Source organism: Pseudomonas laurentiana (genome assembly GCF_014648275.1).
In the GTDB taxonomy this organism is placed as follows: Bacteria; Pseudomonadota; Gammaproteobacteria; order Pseudomonadales; family Pseudomonadaceae; genus Aquipseudomonas; species Aquipseudomonas laurentiana.
Window position 1 is genome coordinate 1 of sequence record NZ_BMQU01000030.1, and the last position, 19811, is coordinate 19811.

The following is a 19811-nucleotide window of genomic DNA, read 5'->3' on the forward strand; positions in this document are numbered from 1 at the left end:
GGGGTTTCCCCATGTGAGAGTAGGTCATCGTCAAGATTAAATTCCGAAACCCCTATCTGCACACGCAGGTAGGGGTTTTGTCTTTAGGTAGAAGTATCAAGAATTTCGCCGGAGTGTCTGCACAAGACTTTCTGGCAACAGAATTTCTTGACGACCATAGAGCATTGGAACCACCTGATCCCATCCCGAACTCAGCAGTGAAACGATGCATTCATCGTCAAGATTAAATTCCAAAACCCCAGTCTGCGCTGCAGACTGGGGTTTTGTCTTTTCTGGGCCTCTGTTCTTCAGCAGACAAGCTTCAGAGGTAGTTGCTGTAGGGCATGACGTAAGGTCATACGCCTACAGCAGGTTGATGCTTAGGCGAGCAGGTTGCGTACATTGTTCATGGCATCATCGGCAAAGCCCTGCAGAAAGGCCTGAAACGCTGGTAGCGCTTCAGGGCCGCCTTCATGAGGTTCCGCCTGAATGGTCCAGGTCGCTCGACTTTGCTGTGGTCCCAGAGCCTCTACCTGCATGGCTGCCCAGAGGTTGCCAATGTTCAGGCTGGTGTAGATCAGGCTCCAGGTCATGCTCATTGCTTTATCGTCATGTGAGTTAAGTTGCTCAATGACCACATTACCGTCCTTGAACAGCTTCTTGCGCACGGATCGCACACCGCTACCGGTCATATCGATATGCGCAAGGGCTGGGATGAACACCGGAAAACCGGCAAAGTTACCGACGATGTTCCAGACACTGGCCGCAGCAGCGGGTATCTCTACGCTGGAGACGACGTGGCAGCCATCGGGATGGCGGATCAGGGTATCGGGTTGTAGTTGCATGGTTGCGTGCTCCTGCTTGGGTTGAGTGGTTCAGATGAACTGGATGTCTTGGAGATAGCGGCAGCCGCGTTGTAGCAGTGCCAGGTTTTTTTCCGGATAGCGCGCACCCATGCGCCGCACCCCTTCGCGGGCGTTGCCATGATCGATGCGGGATATATCGCCGATGTCTTCCTCAAATCCGTCCAGGTAGAAACCGAGTACCTCAAAGAGCGCGTTGTCACGGCCTACCCGCCGAAGTTGCTGTTGCCACTGCTCGATTTCGACTAGCTCAAAAGGCTGTCCAATGTCACGAAACGATGCGACATAAGCCTGCCAGCTCAGTGGCTCTGGGTTGTGCAGGTTGAACACCGCCTGCTCTGGGCGGTAGCGACTGCTGTGGAAGGCAATGAAGCGTGCGAGGAAGTCCACCGGCATCATGTCGAAATTGAGCTCCAGCGCCGGCACCTGGCCCAGTTGCAGCGACCCCTTGAGCATCAGCATCAGGCGGTTCTTGTGTGGCTGGCAGACACCGTTACGGCTGTCGAAGGTGATGTTGCCCGGCCGGTACAGGTTGACCCACACACCCTGCGTCCGTGCCCGCTCCAGGATGCGTTCGCCGACCCACTTGCTCAGGTTGTAGCCGTTCCGGATATAGATCGGAGGCGTCTGTGCCGGTGCTTGCTCAAGTACTTTTCCGTTACCGTCGACGGCACTGCACGCCGAAAGGGTTGAGATAAAGTTGAAGACTTTTTTGCGGCGTCCTTCGCACAGTCGCAAGCAGCTAAACAATGGTTCAACGTTGTCCGCCGCGAGCGACTGATAATCGAGCACATGGTTGACGTGTGCGCCGTTGTGGATCAACGCTCCGTAATGGCCGTCAAGGTAGTCATAGTCAGCCCGATCCAGTCCAAGCTGCGGATGGCGCAGGTCGGCCTCGAACACTCTCACCCGACTCAGGTCCAGGCCCTCGAGTTGGTTTTCGGTCAGGGCTTGAGCAAAACGTTCCGCTGCCGAGTGTGTTCCATTACCCCGAACCAGGCAGGCTACCTCGCTAGCCCCCCAGTCCAGCAGTGCTTCGACGATGTGTACACCAAGGAAGCTATTGGCACCGGTTACGATGATCTTGTGTACATCGCCCAGGCGCTCGATTGGTTGTACCTGAAGGCCCAGCGTACGTTCGGCATCACGTTGGGCCTGAGGATCAAACGCACCGATTTCGTTATCTTCGCCGCTAAGCAGCATCGCCATACGCTGCAGGGTCGGCATTTCAATGAAACGGTTGATCGGGATGCTGCGCCCAAAAGCACTGCGGAGCTCCAACAGCAGGCGCGACAACAGAATCGAGTGGCCACCCAGGTTGAAGAAACTATCGGTGCAGGAGATTTCGTCCGGGGGTAACTCCAGTAGCGCGCTCCAGATTGTGAGCAGGCGTTGTTCACACTCGTTTCTCGGTACTGCATGGGAACTGTGTCGGCCCAAGTGAACGGGACGTTCACGCAGGGCCTGGCGGTCTACTTTGCCGTTGGCCGTGTAGGGCATGTTTGGCAGTTCCTGATAGAACGCTGGGCGCATGTAATCAGGTAGTTGCTGCTCGGCGTATCTGCGCAACGCCACCTTGGCGTCTGCCTGTCGTGGTTGGGCGGCAAAAGCCAGCAACCGGCGTTGCTTATCAACCACGACTGCAACCTGACGGTAGAGCTTGCTGGCACGCAGGCAATGCTCGACCTCTTCCGGTTCAACGCGGAAGCCGCGGATCTTTACCTGATTGTCCTGGCGACCGCAGATTTCGATGCCGTTTTCCGTCCACTTGCCCACATCGCCCGTACGATAGACGCGCAGTTGTCTACCGCCTGGCAGCTCCAGCAGCTGGAATCGCTCGGCATTCAACTGGGGGTTACCCAAGTAACCCAAGCCCACGCCCGCTCCGGCGATGTACAACTCACCTGGTCTTTGTTCAGCCACGGGTTGCAACTGTTCGTCGAGGATGAACACCTCGCAGTTGGCGATAGGGCTGCCCAGATTGCGGTTGTTGTCCTGGCTGGCGAATACCCGCGTAGTTGCCAGTACGGTGGTTTCGGTAGGTCCGTAGATGTTATGGAAGCAGCACTGTTTGGCGAGGTGCTCGATCACTTCTGGTTCGCAGACATCGCCACCGGTTATCAGGTGGTTCACGCCCGTCATCTGCTTCAGCGGCAGGATGCTCAGTAACGCCGGTGGCAGAAAGGCGTGACTGACCGCCTCTCGCTGTATCAGCTCAAGCAGGCGTTGTGGGTCACGCCGTTGGTCTTCATTAGGAATGACCAATTCGGCACCACGGGCCCACGTAGGCAGAATGTCGAGGAGCGAGGCATCGAAGTTGATGGTCGAGAATTGCAGCACCCGGCTTTGTGCATTGAGCTGCACATGCTCGGCGTACCAGTGCTGGAAGTGGCTCAGGTTGCGCTGGCTGAGTAGAACGCCTTTGGGATGACCGGTGGTGCCAGACGTATAGATGACCACACTGGGCGCTTCACCCCGCGTACGCAGACGTACCAGGCTCGACAGGGGCGATGTCGAAGCGGTGGGCAGTTGGCTCAGATTCAGTGTGGGTAGGTCCGGTCGGTCGTGGCTGAAGCCGCCGTCATGAATCAGCAGCGTCGCGCCGGAATTGTCGAGCATGTACCGCAGCCGCTCGACGGGATGGCTGGGATCCATCGGCAGATACACTGCCGCACAGCCCAGTACCGCGAGCAGGCTCGCGTAGAGCGCCAGCGACTTGGGCAAGCAAACGGCAACCACCGGCGGTTGCTCCATGCGCTTTGGCAGGAGAACAATCAACTGTTGCTGAATAGCCAATGCCTGCGCGTGCAATTGGGCGTAGCTGACGCGCTGGCCATCCAGGTTCAGCGCCGGGTTATTGGCAAAGACCGTAAAGCTGCGCTCCAGATGCTCGATGACAGGCACCTCTGCGAGCGTTAACAGCCGTTCATCCCGGGTGTTGTTGAAGGGATGAAGAAATGCCAACGGTTCCAGCCACGACAGGCTGTGCTCATTGGCAAACTGAGCACTACTAATGGCGAGTGCTTCACGCAGGTAGTCGGTATTGCGCGAGAGGCGTCCGACTTGCCGCGCAACCAGGGACTGCAGGCGTGCGATGGCTTGCAGGCGTAGTTGCTGACCGTTACCTGAAGGCTCGATGGGCAGCACTTCGTGGTCAATCAGTCGCTGGGCTTTGCTGCTACCGGTCCAGCAACGGAGCTCCAGGGTCGGTAGCAGGCCTTGCGTGGCAGGGTTGCTGCCGAGTCGCAGGCTGAGGAAGGCGCAACCGGCAACACCTGTTTCTACTGCGCACGGAAGGGGCAGGCTGCCATCTTCGATGACCAGTTGCGGAGCCCCTTGCAGTGGCCGTTCCAGCGCAGAGAAATCTGTTGCGAGAGACAGGGCATGACCATGTTGCTCAAGCTCGGTGTGCAGCGCAGCCAATGCCGGGCTGCTGCCCACCAATAGAATATCAAGGCGTCTCATGAGGGACTCCTCGTGTCGAGGTGGTACTCGGCCAGCGCATGTTGTACGCAGGGTGAGTCGAGCATTGAACTGCTGCGGAAAAAGCGCAGGATGTTTCCCAGCAGCGGGTGTTGCTGATTGATTGGATAGACCATGCTCAGCACGTCCTCGCGTAGCGCTTGGCGGACGCTTTCGGGTACCTGAAGATGCCCGATCAAGTTGAAATCGAATGCCTTCTGGATCTCGTTGGTGAGGTACTGGCCAATGAATACCGGCAGTACCTGAGCAATACAGGTACGGTCATGTTCAGGGGCGCCTTGCCAATAGAGGCGCACCAAGCGTGTCCAGAAGGTCGAGTGGCGACCCTCGTCTAGCAGGTGATCGGCCATCAGCCCCTTGATTGATGGCTTGACAGTGTCGTCGCGGGCAAAGGCTGCGACATCGTTGGTCAGCGTGTTTTCGGCGATAGCGACGCAAATCAGTTCGAGCGCATCTCGCAGGTGTTCTGGCACCAGGGCCAAGGCTGCTGGAATAGCGCGGCTCAGTTCAATTTCGTTGGGCAGGTCTATGGGCTTGATGCCGGTTAGCGCCACGGTTTGTTGCATGAAGTCCATTGCGACCAGCGCGTGATAGTCCTCATCGACAACCACTGTCATTGCGTCGTAGCGGCAGGCAAAGGGGAAGCGTATTGCGAAGCGGTTCTTGGCAATGGCGCGTGCTGTGCGGTCGACGATTTCAGTTTCGAAAATCACCACATCGTTGATGAACTTGTAGAGGCTTTGCACCAGTACGAAGTCGCGCAAATGCGAGCACTGCTGTGTAAAGGTGGCACCTAGCACCAGTGGTTGGCGGCTCAACGGAAAAATCAGCCGACTGTCGTTTTCTAGCGTTCGCCGTGGCCTGGTACGTATCGTTGCGCGGTCTTCCCAAGCCGCGGCGAAGGACTGATAGTCGATAGCGTTCATACGCTGGCCTCGGCAGTTTCAAATTGCATTGCGTCACGCAGACGGTCCCAGAGAGCAATACGACTTTCCACCGCCGCAATGGCGGCTTCATATACTTCGCGCTCATGCTGCGGGTCTTGGTTTACCAAGCGCGCAAGTAGTTGCTCTGCTGCCGGGCCGTGGTCTTCGGAGTCGACTTCGATATGCCGTTGCAGGTAGTAACGGAAGGTAGGAGCCTGTTCCTCGGTAATGCCCCAGTCATCCAGAATGCGCTGGAACATGCCTGGAATGACGCTCTCGCGGCCATGAAGGAATGCAGCTGCCACCGCATGTGCAGGGGCATCAATGGCAGTACTGAGGGTGTTGCAGACAAACTGCCTGGCGGCGTCGCTGGCACCGACGCGACGCAAGGCGCTGGCATAACCGATGCCCTCACGCTGCAGGTGCACGAATTGCTCAATCGCAAGCGTGTTGGCGCCGACTTCGCGCATGGCGTCCAGGTACAACTCAAAGTGGCTGTAATGACCGTGTGGCAGTCGGTTATCGGATTCCTCGCCTAAAACGATTTCATTGATCAGGCGTGCAGCCTTGGGGTCGACGGGCGGTAACCAGGGGAGTTGGACGCATGTCAGCTCCTGTTGCAGGCGTTTGGTCAGGGACATGAAATCCCAGACGGCAAAAACATGTGTTTCCATGAAGCGCTGTAACACCGGCAATGAATTGATCTCGGCGAAGAGGGGGTGTTCAGCAAGTATTGCTTTCTTCTCATTCAGCAAAGCGTTGAGTGCATTCATGGTCGTTCCTTGATGGGTTAAAAGTTGTAATTACTTTTTTCAGGTTGAACGAGACCGTCGAACAAATAGTTCGAGGGTGACGGGTGTATTACATGAAACTCCTTCGTGGCGTGCGTAAGGCCCAGTGGAGTCCGATAGCCAACGGTTGTGACGTTGGCGCTTAAGAAACTAAAGCAACTTCAAAGTTACCTGCAAGTATTTTTTGGTTTAATTAAAACGGTGATTATTTATTGGCAATACGTGTACCTATAAAACTATTTAATTAAGTTTTATTTGGATGAGCGCGCTCCTTTCGATGAACTTAGATCGAAATTTAATATGTAAGCGAATGCCTCGCTCGGCGCACGGGTGCTGTGGGAGAAATTGCATGTGGACTATGTGGGGCTGCTGATCGATATCGGTCCTTGCCCGTGTTCCTACTCCTTTTTCTGGTCCATAACGTACAGACGGCCAGGCCCGCTCTTGGCGATCAGCGGTCGTCTGCCACTAAGAGTGTGCTGAAAATGGCGCTACTGCCATGTTTGGCTGTCGGCCCGGAGAAGAAGGAGGTGCAGGTGGAAGCTGTCGTTTGTGGGCAACAGCGTTGCAGGACTAGAGGCTGAGGAGCCCCAGGTGGGTATTGATGATTTGCGTTAGGCGTTGTTGCAGTATTGGACTGCCGAGATCTGTATCGGGCAATTCGATCAGTTCCAGCTCTCGGCAAGTGGAGCCTTGCCAGCCCAGGATAGTGTTCAGGCGGCCTGGCGGATAAAGAGCGGTGACGGGAACCTGAAGACCATGCCCGGTATGGCACGGCGCTGCTGCAGGATTATCGCTCATTGACACGAACAAGTGACGCGTCAAGCCCGGGCGGGTGAGTTGCATGCGCTTGGCGATTTCAAAGGCAACGCGAGCACCGCTGTTCTGACCAAATAGCGCATGAGGCCTGCGTAGATAGACCTGCAAACGCTCAAACAACTGTTCGCAACGGTGCTGAGCACCTGAGTCGCCCATGGCCGGCCTGTAATCAGATACATCTATAGGCACCAGCTCAATATGGTCGTTCAGGGCATGCTGCCAGCGGTGGTAGTGCATCAAGCCACTTGCATCACTGGCAAAGCAGATCAATACCATCGAGCCGGGCTGCACGGGATGTCGGGACGTAAGCTGTTGTTGCGGTTGAGCGTACACTGCATTTCCTTGCGCTCAAGGCTCGCCTCAAGCAGTTCTGCAGCCCCGCTTCAGTGGTTGTGCGGCGGCAGGCTGTGGGATCAATCTTTTCGCTGCTTGCTCAGGTAGTTCTTCATCGTTACGGCGGCTTTGTTCAGGTGTTTCTGCAGAATACTGACGGCCTCTTCGACGGCCTTGTCATTGGCAGCATCCACCAACCCACGATGGTCGTCCTGAGTCAGCTTGCCCAGCCCCATGGAAGAAAGGTGGAATCGCAGAAAACGTTCTTCTTCATTGAGTTCGTTTTCGATAAGGCGAAGCAGTTTCTGGTTGGGTGCCTTGCGATAAAGAGACATATGAAACAGACGGTTCAGGCGACCGATCTCTGCATACCGGGTTTCGGTTTCCAGCAGTTCGATGTAGCTGCGGGCCTGCGCGATGTCATCGGCATCGAGCAGCGGGATAGACTGACGCAATGCCTCAGTCTCCAGAATGACCCTCAGTGCATAGGTGTCCACTGCGTCCTCGCCGATCAACGGTGCAACCACTGCGCCTTTGTGGGCCTCCACCTGCAACAATGACTGGGCTTCCAATTGGCGTAATGCTTCACGAACGGGCATGCGGCTGACGCCGAACAAGGTCGCCAGTTCCTGTTGACGCAAGGCTACGCCGGGGGCGAGCCGACCTTCGATGATCGCGTTTCGCAACCGTTCTTCGATCACACTGCGAGCAAGATGCGGCGGAACCTGCTCGCCGCCGAGTATTTCACTCAAGAGTTTGGACTTTTCGGCCACGCTGACTCTACCCTGATGTCGGTGTGCTTTTTTGGATCTTGGATCCAATCTACACTAGTGATTGAAAATTGACTTGTCAAACCGGCGGTTAACCATCGCGAGAACACTTTATGCGGCCCTGCAACAAGTGTGCTTCTGCCGATTTATTGACTATCGTGAATGAAGTTTTTGCCCAAGGGAAGCGGACAGAATGCCTGTGTTTTCTGGGTAGTTGCACGGTGATAGCAGGGTGATCTCAGTCGGCCATTGTTTTTTCATCGGGCAAGTCGCACCATCCGGTGTCTTCAGGTCTGCATGGGTTGTTCGCGTTGGCGAAGCGTTGGGCTTTTCATCTGATCATACGCCGGGTTGGTCTGGCTCTGCTGCTCGGCTGCATGCTGCTGGGAGGCTTGCGTGCGGACTGGGATTTCTCCCAGATCAGTCGACGGGCTCAATCCCTGTACGGCCCCTTGGGGGCGGGGCAGGGGCGCATCGATGCCTGGCAGCAGTTGTTGGCTACGCAGAAGCAACTGAGCGAGGCCGAGCGTCTGACGGTGGTCAATCAGTTCTTCAACCGACAGCTGCGTTATGAGGAAGACATCGACCTTTGGCATGAGGTGGATTATTGGGCTACCCCGATCCAGTCGTTGATCAAGGGCGCTGGTGATTGTGAGGACTATGCGATCGCCAAGTACTTCAGCTTGCGTCGTCTCGGTATTCCCAGTGAAAAGCTGCGTATTACCTACGTCAAGGCTTTACGTCAGAACCGGGCTCATATGGTTTTGACCTATTATTCGAGCCCAGAGGCCATGCCGCTGGTACTGGATAGCCTGATTGATGCAATCCGGCCCGCCAGCCAGCGGACCGACCTGTTGCCGGTCTATGCGTTCAACGGCGAGGGACTCTGGCTGGCCGGGGCCAAGGGCAACAAGAAGGTCGGCGATACCAAGCGGTTGTCCCGCTGGCAGGATCTATTGAAGAAGATGCAGGCCGAAGGCTTTCCGGCCGAGCCGGTTTACTAAGGAGCGTAGATGTCACTGTTCAAACAATTGTTGCTTGCCATCTGCCTGTTCCTGGTGGTCGCCTTCACCGGCAGCTTTATGGTTAGTCTGGAAAGCTCACGCAGTCAGTACGTCAACCAGTTGCGCTCGCATGCGCAGGATGCGGCGACCGCGTTGGCATTGTCGCTGACACCGAACATCGATGACCCGGCAATGGTTGAGTTGATGGTCAGCTCGATTTTTGACAGTGGTTACTATTCCAGCATCCGAGTAGTCGACCTGACCTCTGATGCCCTGTTGGTCGAGCGTCATGCTGAGCCGGAGGCTGGCAGCGTGCCACGCTGGTTCATCCGCCTGATCGGTCTGGAGGCTGCGGGCGGTGATGCGATCGTCAGCCGCGGTTGGCAGCAGGCGGCGCGTGTCGAGGTCGTCAGCCATCCGATGTTCGCTCTGGCCAAGCTATGGCAGAGTGCGCTGGGTAGCCTGGGCTGGCTGCTGCTCTGCGGTGCGTTAAGTGCATTGCTGGGCGCGATGTTGTTACGTCGCCAACTCAAGCCGTTGGACTATATGGTTGCCCAGTCCCAAGCCATTGCGCGGCGTGAGTTCCTGAGTTTGCCCGAACTGCCACGCACGCCTGAGTTGCGCCGAGTTGTCCAGGCGATGAACCAGATGGTCGAGAAACTCAAGGCGTTGTTTCTGGAGCAGACCGAGCGCAGTGAGAAGCTGCGCGTCGAGTCTTATCAGGACAGCCTCACCGGGCTCGCCAACCGCCGCTATTTCGAGATGCAGCTCAACGCCAAGGTCAGTAACCTGGAAGAGGCGCGAGAAGGTTATCTGCTGTTGCTGAGGGTCAAGGATCTGGCGGGGCTCAACCAGCGTTTGGGTGGACAAAAGACGGATCAATTGTTGCAAGCGGTCGGGCAGCAGTTGCTGCGCGCCTGCGCCAACTACCCAGAAACCAACAACTTGGTTAGCCGCAGCCGCGGAGGCGAGTTTGCCGTGTTGGCACCGGGCATGGTGCATGCAGAGGCCATACAGTTGGCTCAAGCGCTGGAGGTCACCTTGCAGAGCCTCAGTGCGACAGGGGCGACTGATGTAAGCCCGGTGGCTTGTCTCGGCCTGGCACCTTACCAGCCGGGTGACGCCCCTCAAGCGCTATTGAAATTGGCCGATGAGGCCCTGGCCCGGGCCGAGGCCCAAGTTGAGCCGAGTTGGGTGTGTCTGGAGCAGGGGACAGCAACGCAAGCAGGCGATACCCATCATGGCTGGCATACCTTGCTGGATGATGCGTTGAGCCAAGGCCGTTTCCAGTTGTTCTTCCAACCGGTTGTGGCTTCAGAAGACCTTGAGCGGGTACTGCACTACAAAGTGCTGTCGCGTTTGCTCGATGCGCAGGGCCAGACGGTCGCTGCCGGTCGCTTTCTGCCTTGGCTGGAGCGCTTTGGCTGGTCTGCAAGGCTCGACCTGATGATGCTGGAGCTCGTGCTCAAGCAAATGGGCGGCCATGGTTACGCACTGGCGCTGAACCTCTCGGCGGCAACCCTGGCTGATCCAAAGGCCCTGCAGCGAGTCTACGAGTTGTTGGGACAGTATCCGGCACTGGGTCAACGATTGACGCTGGAAATCGGTGAAGAGCAGCTTCCCGAACAGTCTGTGCTGGAGCAGTTGACCCGACGTCTTCACAGCCTGGGTTTCAGCTTGAGCCTGCAGCGCTTTGGCGGTCGCTTCAGCATGATCGGTAACCTCGCGCATCTAGGGTTGGCCTACCTGAAAATCGACGGCAGTTACATCCGAGCCATCGATCAGGAGCAGCACAAACGCTTGTTCATCGAGGCGATCCAGCGTGCGGCCCACAGTATCGACTTGCCGTTGATCGCCGAGCGGGTCGAGACCGAGGGTGAACTCAACGTACTGCGTGAAATGGGTATTCAGGGTATTCAGGGGCAACTGGTCGGCGAACCGGCACCCTGGAAGTAGTACCGTGGCGTGTGGCGAGTATTTTAGCGGTACTCGCCCTCCAGCTCATCGAGTTGGTGATCAAAGCTGCGCAGGCGTGCCGACCAGGTGTACACCAGCACTTCCAGGTCCCGGTTGAGGACTGCCGCCCCCCGGCCAGCACTTTGCTGTGAATCGCACAGGTCCAGTTGATAGCGTTCACGGGCCATGGCGGTGGCCACGCTGGAGAGTTCCCGTGCGTTGTTCAACCAGTGCCAGCGAGAGTCCTGAATTTCTTGATCAAGCTCGCGGCACTGTCGTTTCAGGGCTTCCAGGCTTTGTTCCAGTGGTGTGCCTTCCAGTTCGCCCATCACCTCCTGAAAGGTTCGTCCGGGTTGCCAGTAGCTGCCCCAGAAATAGCGGTCGAAGACGGTCTCAACGCGGCGCAGTGCCACCTTGGTGTTCCAGATCGCAACCAGGGTACGGCCTTGAGCCAATTGGCGCTTGCGCGTTTTCAACTGCTGCCAGGAGGTCCAGGCCAGTGATGTCAGTGCCATTGCGGCGATCACGGCAGCAGCGCCGAACAGGAACAGTTCGGCTTGTGCCAGCTCGTAGACCTGCCGTATGCCATAGAAGTAGCCGGCGGTGAGCAGGACCAAGGCGGTGACTGCACACCAAAAGCCGGGTGCATAGGGATCTTTCATTGCTGCTGTCCCCTTGTTGTTTTTTTGAGCATAGCAACGCCACTCGCCGATATCCGTTGCCGCTCAGCGCATTTTTCGCAGTGCCAGACTGAGCTGGTCGATCACTTCGGCCCAGTCGGCGTCCTCAAGGATTTCATCGCGCAGAAAGGCTCGCTGCGACGGGGTCCAGAACAGTGCATCGGCGAGCTCCATATCGGATTTCAAGGGGGAGTGGCTGGTGATGAACTGATCAATGCTCAGCGCATCGTCAGCCAGGCCCAATTGTTTGAACAGGGATGGAAGACTATGAGTAGGTGATTCCATGGTTCACTCCTTGGGCCAGGCAGGTTGAGGACAGCGCCCACCTGGCGGTGGTTTGGAGATCATCAGCAGACCTCGCGCACTTCAGCTTTAGGCACCAGTTTCAGGTACTGGTCCATGCTCATGTGAACCAGATAATCGTGATTGCCTGCCTCCAGATAGATGTCGCCCTGACGGGTTAAGGTCGGGTCGAGCAGCATTTTTATTTCGTAGGCATCGCCCAGCGCTGGAATAGCGCCGCGCTCACAGTCGCCGAACAAGTGCGGCAGACCGCTTTCGCGGGTCAATTGCCATGGGCCGGTGGCGCGCACCTTGCTCATGTCCAAATGGCGGTTGGCCGGTAGTACCGCCATCAGGTAGTGCCCGTGACGGTCGTCAAGCATGACGGATTTGGCCACCCGTTCGGCGGGAACACCTGCACTGCGCGCCGATTCAAGGCTGGTCGCTGAGTGTGGGTGAGGAACGATGTCGTAATCGCAGCCGGCCTTGTCCAGGCGCTGCTGCACGGTTTTTGCCATACGCATGATGCACCTCCAGGCCCGGTCCAGGCGTATGTGCCAATACAGGCCTTGGTTAGTTTGTCCCCCTGAGGAAAGTTTAGGCGGTGCTGTTGTGGGTTGCCGGACTAAACTTAAGCAACACATACAAACCAGGTGTGACCCGGTGAACGCTCGCCGTTGGTGGCGCATGCTCCTGCTGCTGATAGTCGTCGTGATGTCGACCAGTCAGGCTGCGTCCGATAGCCCGGTGCTGCTCTTGCGTGTGGATGATGCCATTGGTCCGGCGTCTGCCGACTATCTGGTGCGTGGGCTGGCCCAGGCTCAGGCAATGAACGCGCAACTGGTCGTGATTGAACTGGATACTCCGGGCGGCCTGGACATTTCAATGCGCACCATTATCAAGGCAATACTCGCCAGCCCGGTTCCGGTGGCCACCTTTGTTTCGCCCAGTGGGGCGCGTGCGGCCAGCGCGGGAACCTACATCTTGTACGCCAGCCATGTTGCGGCAATGGCCCCTGGAACCAATCTTGGTGCTGCCACACCGGTGCAGATTGGCGGTGCACCTGGTGCGCCCCCTGCCGCCCCCAGTGGTGACAAGAAGGCGCCCGTCGATGCGGGTGACACGCTGCTGCACAAACAGATCAATGATGCCGCCGCTTACATTCGCAGCCTGGCGCAATTGCGTGGGCGGAATGTCGAATGGGCGGAAAAGGCTGTCCGTGATGCGGTCAGCTTGCCGGCCAGCGAAGCGTTACGGCTAAAGGTAATCGATCAAGTGGCGGTTGATGTGCCAGACCTGTTGCGCCAGCTCGATGGCAAGCGCCTTGAGGCGGCAGGCCAGGCTGTTCTGTTGCAGACCACTCTGGCGCCGATGGTTGAGCGCAAACCTGACTGGCGTACCCGACTGTTGGCGGTCATCACCAGCCCCAGTGTCGCCCTGATGCTGATCACCGTCGGTGTCTACGGGCTGATGTTCGAGTTCATGAACCCGGGCACCGGTGTGGGGGGTGTGGTGGGTGGTATTTGCCTGCTGTTGGGTTTGTACGCATTGCAGTTATTGCCGGTGAACTATGCCGGGGTTGGCCTGATCATGCTGGGGCTGGCGTTCATGATCGCTGAGGCGTTCTTGCCTAGCTTTGGCGTTATTGGCTTCGGAGGAATTGCCGCATTTGTGGCGGGTGCTGTCATTCTGATGGATACCGATGTGCCCGGTTTTGGTATCCCCTTGCCTCTGATACTGGGTTTGGCGCTGTTCGCGGCGTTGTTGTTGAGCGGGCTGATCGGTATGGCACTCAAGGCCCGCAGGCGGGCGCTGGTCAGTGGTGATGCGGGGCTGGTCGGTAGCGTTGTGAGGGTCATTGAGGTGCAGGCCGAGGACCCTTGCATGGGCTGGGTACAGGCTCAGGGCGAACAGTGGCAGGCGCAATGCCAGACCCCTTTGTATGCAGGTCAACGGGTTCGGGTGGTGGCACGCAATGGTGTGCTACTGGACGTTAGTGCTGCCGCCGAACAACCGGCGCAAGGAGACTGAGTATGTTCCTGCCACTGGGTTTTGCTGCGCTGTTTGGGCTGATCATGCTGTTATTGTTCTCAGCCTTTCGCATCTTGCGTGAGTACGAGCGTGGCGTCGTCTTTCAGTTGGGTCGCTTCTGGCAGGTCAAGGGCCCAGGGCTGATTCTGCTGATTCCGGGCGTGCAACAGATGGTCAGGGTTGATCTGAGGACCGTCGTCCATGACGTACCGCCACAAGATGTGATCACCCGCGACAACGTCTCGGTCAAGGTCAATGCGGTGCTTTACTTCCGTGTTCTGGATGCGCAAAAGGCAATCATTCAGGTCGAGGATTACTTCGCCGCGACCAGCCAGTTGGCCCAGACCACCCTGCGTGCGGTACTGGGTAAACATGAACTGGATGAATTGCTGGCTGAACGAGAACGACTCAATCTGGACATCCGCCAGGTCCTTGATGCCCAGACCGATGCCTGGGGCATCAAGGTGGCGAACGTCGAGATCAAACATGTCGACCTGAATGAGTCGATGATTCGCGCCATTGCCCGTCAAGCTGAAGCCGAACGTGAGCGGCGGGCCAAGGTGATTCACGCCGAGGGCGAGTTACAGGCGTCGGAAAAACTCATGCAGGCTGCCGAGATGCTGGGGCGCCAGTCCGGCGCCATGCAACTGCGCTACATGCAGACATTGGGCAGCATTGCCGGGGACAAATCATCGACCATCGTCTTTCCGCTGCCGTTGGAGCTGTTCAAGGGGATGATGGATAAGACCTGATGGCATCAGTGTACCGTCGAAGGTTGCGCGGCTTTTGCGTCGCCAGCGCTTTCCCAGCCGCCACCCAACGCAAGGAACAACCCGATTTGTCCTTGGACGACCTGGGTATTGGCTGCGGCCAGTTGCGCACGCATATCGGTGTAAGTGCGGGTCGCCTGCAAGTCGGCAAGGAATGAAGCGCGACCGGCCTGATAGAAGCGATGTGTTTGATCGGCGGCCAACTGCGCCGAGCGCTCAGCCTCAGCCAGGGCATCACGCCGCTCCAGCAGTGCGCTGTATTGGGCAAGGCTGGTCTGGGTTTCGCGGATGGCGTTCAGTACTACGCCGTCAAAGCGTGCCAGGGCGGCCTGGGTCGAGGCCTCGGCTTCGCGAATGCGTGCCCGAGTACCATTGGTTGGTACGTTCCAGGTCAGCAGCGGGCCAAACCCCCAGCGATTGGTTGCCGGTGTGCCGAGGTTTTCCAGAATGCCGATGGTGCCAACTTGAGCACCAATGCTGATGTCTGGATACAACTGGCCGGTAGCGACCCCGATAGTAGCAGTGGCGGCGGCAAGGGCACGCTCTGCCTGGCGGACATCCGGGCGTCGCTTGAGCAGCGCGGCGCCGTCACCTACTGGCAACAACTGGGCAATATGGGGCAGTTCGGCACAGGTCGCAGTGCCGGCCGGTAATTGATCGACGGGCTTGGCCAGCAGCATTGACAGGGTAAACAGGCCGGCTTCGCGTGCCGCTTCATAGCGCGGCAGTTCAGCGCGAAGGGATTTGAACTGGGTCTGTGAGCGAGTGACCTGGGTTTCGTCGCCCCGTCCGGCATCGCGCAGGCGCTGGGTCAGGCTCAGGCTTTGCTCTTGCAGGTTCAGTGAGGTTTGGGCGATGTGCAGCTCTTCGTTGGCTGCACACACTTGGGTGTAGGCGCGCACAACATCGGCGACCACCGTGATTCGGGCAGTGTCAGCAGCGGCCTGTGTTGCATCGGCATTGGCCTGGGCGGCTTCTACACCGCGCTTGAGGGTGCCCCACAGGTCGAACTGATAGGATGCGCTGAGAATCGCTTCGCCAATATTGGCCACGGGCACTTTTTCCGGCAGCAGGAACGCCTCGCCGGATTCCTGCAGGCGCTGGGCGCCGAGTTTCGTTCCCGCGTGAAAGCCGCCCTGGGCTTGTGCTTCCTCGACCTGGGCGCGGGCACGAGCGATATTAGCGGCAGCCACTCGCAGCTCGGTATTGGCAGCCAAGGCGTCACGTACCAAGTGGTCAAGGCGATCATCACGATACAACTGCCACCAGTTGCCGGGCACTGGCGCGGAAACCACGCTGTCGGCATCGCTGCGCAGCGTACCCTGTAGGTCACTGCGATTGATCGCCGCGTCCTTGGGTAAGTGGTAATCCGGGCCGACCATCTGACAGGCCGACAGCACCAGGCTGATGCTCAGCATTGCCACCCGCTTCATGGCGCGCGGCCCTCGATGATGGAGACTGTGGCAGTGCGTCCGGCGATCATGCGGAAGTTGTCTGGCACCTGATCGAAGGCGATTCGCACCGGAATCCGTTGTGCCAGACGTACCCAGCTGAACGCAGGGTTGACGTTGGGCAGCAGGTTCGCGCCGCTGCTGCGGTCGCGGTCTTCGATGCCAGCGGCAATGCTCTGTACATGGCCGCGCAACCGGGTGTTGTCGCCCATGACACGAATGTCCACCGCCTGGCCAACCTGAATGCCGGAAAGCTTGGTTTCCTCGAAGTATCCGTCGACGTGGTAGGAGTTGCTATCTACCACCGACAATACTGGGCGCCCGGCACTGACGAATTCGTGTGCACGTGGGGCGCGGTCATTGAGGTAGCCATCCACTGGGCTACGCAGCACCGAGCGGTCGAGGTTGAGCTGTGCCGCATCGACCGCCACCTGGGCCTCGGCCAGAGCCGACTGTGCACGGGCCTCGCGTGACTGGCTTTCTTCCAGTTGCTCTTGGGCGACCAGGTTGCCCAGCCCCCGATTACGCTTGGCTTCACGTTGTGCCTGGGCCAGGGTTTCCTTGCGTTCTGCCAGTGTGGCTTGGGCCTGGCGTAATGCCAGGCGGAAGCGGTCCTGATCGATGGTGAACAGCACATCGCCACGTTTGATCACTTGGTTGTCACGCACGCTGACCTCCTGGACCAGCCCGGAGACGTCCGGCGCGATCTGGATCACGTCGGCGCGGATGTGTCCGTCACGGGTCCAGGGTGCGAACATGTAGTACAGCACCATCTGCCAGACCAGTACGGTCGCCAGTGTCACAACCAACAGCGTGAGGACCATGCGGCCCAAGGTTAATAAAGGTTTCTTCATGGCAGCATCAGGCTTCGAAAGAAATGATCGACCGTACCGAGCAGTACGGCGTAGAGGGCGACGTTAAACAACGCCCGGTGCCAGACCAGACGATAGAAATGCACGCGTGTCAGCACGGTGTGTACGCCTAGAAACAGCAGGTATGTCCCCAGCATCATCACGAGCAGCGTGGGCAGGAAAACCCCGCTGATATCCAGGTCACCGATCACAGGGGGGCTCCGTCGATGCCATAGGGCAATTGAGGTGGGTTGGCCGCCGGATCAAGCATGACTTCCACGCCTGGTAACAGGGCCAGGCGCAAGCCGCTCAAGGCATGCAGCAGATGCAGGCGGGCGTCGGTCAGCTCGCCCATGCTTTGCACGTTGAGTGCCTGGCGAGCGCGTTCCATGCTGGTGAGCAGCAGTTCGGGCGGGTGCAGGCGACGACGAGCGTTCAGGCAGGCCTGGAAATGCGCGCCTACTTCGGTGACAACCTGTTCAAGACACTCTCGAGCCTGGGCTGAAGCACGGGGCATATAGGCCAGCAGATCGAGCAGGTTCAGGCCAACCCTCAAGTCACGCAGGGCACCGCTGGTGTCCTGCCCGGTCTGGCCGAGGCGTGGCAGGTGCTGCATCAGGCGGTCGAGCATTTGCACTCCAAGCCTGCGGTGCTCGGCCAGTGTGGCGGGGCGGGTCATGCCGACAATGTCGTGCCAGCTGAACCGTGTTAGCCGTCGGGCGGCGTGTTCGACTCCGAACGGGCGTACTACCAGGGTCCAGATAAAGGCGAACAACAGGCCAACGGGACCTGCCAGGTTGGCGTTGATGAAGGTCAGAAAGTCGGCGTCGTAGGCCCCTTGGATACTGATGAACGACGCCGTGTTGACGATGGTCAGCAAGGTACCCAGGTAGAAACGAGGCTGCACGGTCAGGGTGCCGACGCAAATGAATGGAATCGCGAAGGCCAGTACCAGCATGGGGAAATCATGCAGGTTGGGCAGTACCAGAAACAGGTAAAGGCTGGCGAACACGACTGACAGTGTGGTCCAGAAGAAGAACCGATAAATCTGTGGCGCCGGATCGTCCATGGCGGCGAAGAAGCTGCAGGCTACCGCTGCCAGAATGACTGCGCTGGCGCCATCGTTCCAGCCCAGCAGGATCCACAAGGTCGTGGCGGCAAGGATCGCAGTCACGGTCGAGAACACCGAGTAGAGCATCAAGCCTCGGTCAAAAAACGGCGTCAGCCGACCCAGCCGCCAGTGTCGATAAACGGCGCGCCAAGGCGAGAGGTCCTCGGTCCGGATGGCTTGTTGCAAGCTGCAGCAGTCTTGCCAAAGATCGACCCATTCGGTGAGGCGATACAGGGCGTTGGAAAGCAGCAGCAGGGGCCGCTTGTCCAGCGCTGCAGCGTCGGGCTGCAGGTTTTCCAGTGTCGTGCGCAGGGCCGACCAGCGTTCCGATGGTGCTGATTCGGTGCTGGCTTGTAGCCAGTCTCGGGCCTCCAGCAGCACCGGTTGAAGTTGTTCGGCCTGGGCTGGTGCGCGCTTCTCAAGCGCCAGCAGCGCGTCGTCCAGTGCGTCGAGCACCGGCAGCAGGTGAATCATGCGACCACGCAGTTCGCGGGCGTTCTTTACCGTTTGTGGTCGCGCGCCTTCATGGGCCAGCTGGCCGATCATCATTTCCAACGAGTTAAAGGTCGCCACCATCGAGGCGCGCAGGGTACTGACGGTTTCCGTCGAGACCTGTCGGGCGAGGAACGTGTCACTGTAGCGACGGGCTTCAGCGAACCAGTTGCCGGTTGCGCCCACGACTACAGGGGCCAGTCGGCGCGGCCAGAACACGGCACCGACCACTGCCGCGCAGACAATACCCAGGCAAATCTCCTGAGCCCGCGAGGACGCGATGTCGAACACGGCCAGCGGGTTGTCGACCACCGGCAGGGCGATCATGGGCAGGGTATACCCGGCCAACATCAGGGTGTAGCTATTCGCGGTGCGCAGGTGCATGGAGAGGAACAGCAGGGTACCGGTCCAGAGTGCAATGGCAACCGTCAGCAGCACGGGTGTCTGCACCAGCAGTGGCACCAGGAATACGGCGCCCGCCGCACCGAGCAGGGTGCCCGTGGCCCGGTACAGGGCTTTGGAACTGGTCGGTCCGACGAAAGGGCTGGAAACGATGTAGACCGTGGCCATGGCCCAGTAGGGGCGTGGCAATTGCATGAGCAGGGCGATGTAGAGGGCAATCATCGAGGCGGCGAAAGTTCGCACCCCGTAGAACCAGTCGCGTGCAGGTGGCATTGAGCTGAAGAAGGTGCTCATGTCGTTAGCCCCGGGGCACGTTGTGCCGCTTCTTCAAAGGCCCTTAGCACCCGCAGAGTCGCCTCAAGGTCCGCTGCGGGAAGATCCGCCATTACCTCTCGGCGCAAGCGCACCAGTTCGCCCTCGATGGCCTCGGCCAAGGCTCGGCCACTGGCGGTAAGGCTCAAGGCTTTGGCGCGACGGTCGAGAGGATCTTCAGTACGGCAGACGAAGCCGGCGCTGCACAATTGATCGAGTAGTCGAACCAGCGATGGGCTTTCCAGCCCGGCAGCCTGGGCCACCTTGACTTGATGGACACCGTCGCCCAGACGCACGATCAACAGCAGTGGAACCGCGCAGGCCTCAGAGATACCGTAGCCAGCCAGCGTGGCCTGGCAGATCCGTCGCCAGTGCCGACCCGCTGCAACCATACCGCTGCTGATGTTGAGTTGCAGTGCGTCGAGATTCATTGGATGAGGGTCGTAAGAATATTCATAGTTTGCTAACTATCAATATTCTTCGATCATCACCCCAGACGTCAAGA

The 19811-nt window shown here is 58.5% G+C and carries 18 protein-coding genes and 1 other annotated feature; of the genes, 4 read left to right on the top strand and 14 right to left on the bottom strand.

Annotated elements, in window-relative coordinates; translation table 11 throughout:
* Window positions 1-146 precede the first annotated feature (146 nt).
* Window positions 147-223 (top strand) — a sequence feature (5S ribosomal RNA rRNA prediction is too short).
* Between the two features lie 136 nt (window positions 224-359).
* From IE038_RS21850 to IE038_RS21875, 6 genes are all read right to left on the bottom strand, one after another.
* On the bottom strand, window positions 360-824 hold the full coding sequence (locus tag IE038_RS21850) for an SRPBCC family protein (RefSeq protein WP_189396270.1): 465 nt from the start codon (window positions 822-824) through the stop codon (window positions 360-362).
* A 30-nt stretch (window positions 825-854) separates the two neighbouring features.
* Complete coding sequence (locus IE038_RS21855) at window positions 855-4307, bottom strand: amino acid adenylation domain-containing protein (protein ID WP_189396271.1); 3453 nt, start codon at window positions 4305-4307, stop codon at window positions 855-857.
* Window positions 4304-5251, bottom strand: coding sequence for a diiron oxygenase (locus tag IE038_RS21860; protein ID WP_189396272.1), 948 nt, complete (start codon window positions 5249-5251; stop codon window positions 4304-4306). The genes IE038_RS21855 and IE038_RS21860 overlap by 4 nt, the downstream gene beginning before the upstream one ends.
* Window positions 5248-6024, bottom strand: coding sequence for a DUF3050 domain-containing protein (locus tag IE038_RS21865; RefSeq protein WP_163939215.1), 777 nt, complete (start codon window positions 6022-6024; stop codon window positions 5248-5250). The genes IE038_RS21860 and IE038_RS21865 overlap by 4 nt, the downstream gene beginning before the upstream one ends.
* Window positions 6025-6615: 591 nt before the next feature.
* Window positions 6616-7194 (bottom strand): thioesterase domain-containing protein, encoded by a 579-nt coding sequence (locus IE038_RS21870; RefSeq protein ID WP_189396273.1) that lies wholly within the window; start codon window positions 7192-7194, stop codon window positions 6616-6618.
* Window positions 7195-7274: 80 nt separating this feature from the next.
* Window positions 7275-7967, bottom strand: coding sequence for a GntR family transcriptional regulator (locus tag IE038_RS21875; RefSeq protein ID WP_163939211.1), 693 nt, complete (start codon window positions 7965-7967; stop codon window positions 7275-7277).
* A gap of 308 nt (window positions 7968-8275) precedes the next feature.
* On the opposite strand from IE038_RS21875, the gene lapG reads away from it, so the two are divergent.
* Entirely contained in the window at window positions 8276-8968 is a 693-nt protein-coding gene (gene lapG, locus IE038_RS21880) for a cysteine protease LapG (RefSeq protein WP_319528781.1), read from the top strand.
* A 9-nt stretch (window positions 8969-8977) separates the two neighbouring features.
* The gene (lapD, locus tag IE038_RS21885; RefSeq protein ID WP_189396274.1) at window positions 8978-10924 is read left to right on the top strand and encodes a cyclic di-GMP receptor LapD; all 1947 of its coding nucleotides are present in this window, start codon (window positions 8978-8980) and stop codon (window positions 10922-10924) included.
* Between the two features lie 23 nt (window positions 10925-10947).
* On the opposite strand, the gene IE038_RS21890 is transcribed toward lapD, so the two are convergent.
* From IE038_RS21890 to IE038_RS21900, 3 genes are all read right to left on the bottom strand, one after another.
* Entirely contained in the window at window positions 10948-11586 is a 639-nt protein-coding gene (locus IE038_RS21890) for an NADH:ubiquinone oxidoreductase subunit N (RefSeq protein WP_163939210.1), read from the bottom strand.
* Between the two features lie 63 nt (window positions 11587-11649).
* Entirely contained in the window at window positions 11650-11889 is a 240-nt protein-coding gene (locus tag IE038_RS21895; protein WP_163939208.1) for a DUF2789 domain-containing protein, read from the bottom strand.
* Between the two features lie 62 nt (window positions 11890-11951).
* A complete protein-coding gene (locus tag IE038_RS21900) occupies window positions 11952-12410 on the bottom strand; it encodes an aminoacyl-tRNA deacylase (RefSeq protein ID WP_163939206.1) in 459 nt (152 codons plus the stop codon).
* A 190-nt stretch (window positions 12411-12600) separates the two neighbouring features.
* Here IE038_RS21900 and IE038_RS21905 point away from each other — a divergent pair, with 190 nt between their 5' ends.
* Together IE038_RS21905 and IE038_RS21910 are read left to right on the top strand one after the other, a co-directional pair.
* Complete coding sequence (locus IE038_RS21905; protein ID WP_438810791.1) at window positions 12601-13917, top strand: NfeD family protein; 1317 nt, start codon at window positions 12601-12603, stop codon at window positions 13915-13917.
* 2 nt (window positions 13918-13919) lie between these two features.
* Entirely contained in the window at window positions 13920-14669 is a 750-nt protein-coding gene (locus IE038_RS21910) for a slipin family protein (RefSeq protein WP_189396275.1), read from the top strand.
* A gap of 5 nt (window positions 14670-14674) precedes the next feature.
* On the opposite strand, the gene IE038_RS21915 is transcribed toward IE038_RS21910, so the two are convergent.
* Genes IE038_RS21915 through IE038_RS21935 form a run of 5 tightly spaced genes read right to left on the bottom strand, consistent with a single transcriptional unit; the run spans window position 14675 to window position 19737 of the window.
* Complete coding sequence (locus IE038_RS21915) at window positions 14675-16120, bottom strand: efflux transporter outer membrane subunit (RefSeq protein WP_163939203.1); 1446 nt, start codon at window positions 16118-16120, stop codon at window positions 14675-14677.
* A complete protein-coding gene (locus IE038_RS21920; RefSeq protein ID WP_163939201.1) occupies window positions 16117-16992 on the bottom strand; it encodes an efflux RND transporter periplasmic adaptor subunit in 876 nt (291 codons plus the stop codon). Before IE038_RS21920 ends, IE038_RS21915 begins: the two co-directional genes overlap by 4 nt.
* Window positions 16989-17201: a DUF1656 domain-containing protein gene (locus IE038_RS21925; RefSeq protein ID WP_163939199.1), complete on the bottom strand. Its 213-nt coding sequence runs from the start codon at window positions 17199-17201 to the stop codon at window positions 16989-16991. The genes IE038_RS21920 and IE038_RS21925 overlap by 4 nt, the downstream gene beginning before the upstream one ends.
* The gene (locus IE038_RS21930; RefSeq protein ID WP_163939197.1) at window positions 17198-19288 is read right to left on the bottom strand and encodes an FUSC family protein; all 2091 of its coding nucleotides are present in this window, start codon (window positions 19286-19288) and stop codon (window positions 17198-17200) included. The genes IE038_RS21925 and IE038_RS21930 overlap by 4 nt, the downstream gene beginning before the upstream one ends.
* Window positions 19285-19737, bottom strand: a complete 453-nt coding sequence (locus tag IE038_RS21935; protein WP_163939195.1) for a MarR family winged helix-turn-helix transcriptional regulator — start codon at window positions 19735-19737, stop codon at window positions 19285-19287. The genes IE038_RS21930 and IE038_RS21935 overlap by 4 nt, the downstream gene beginning before the upstream one ends.
* Between the last annotated feature and the right edge of the window lie 74 nt (window positions 19738-19811).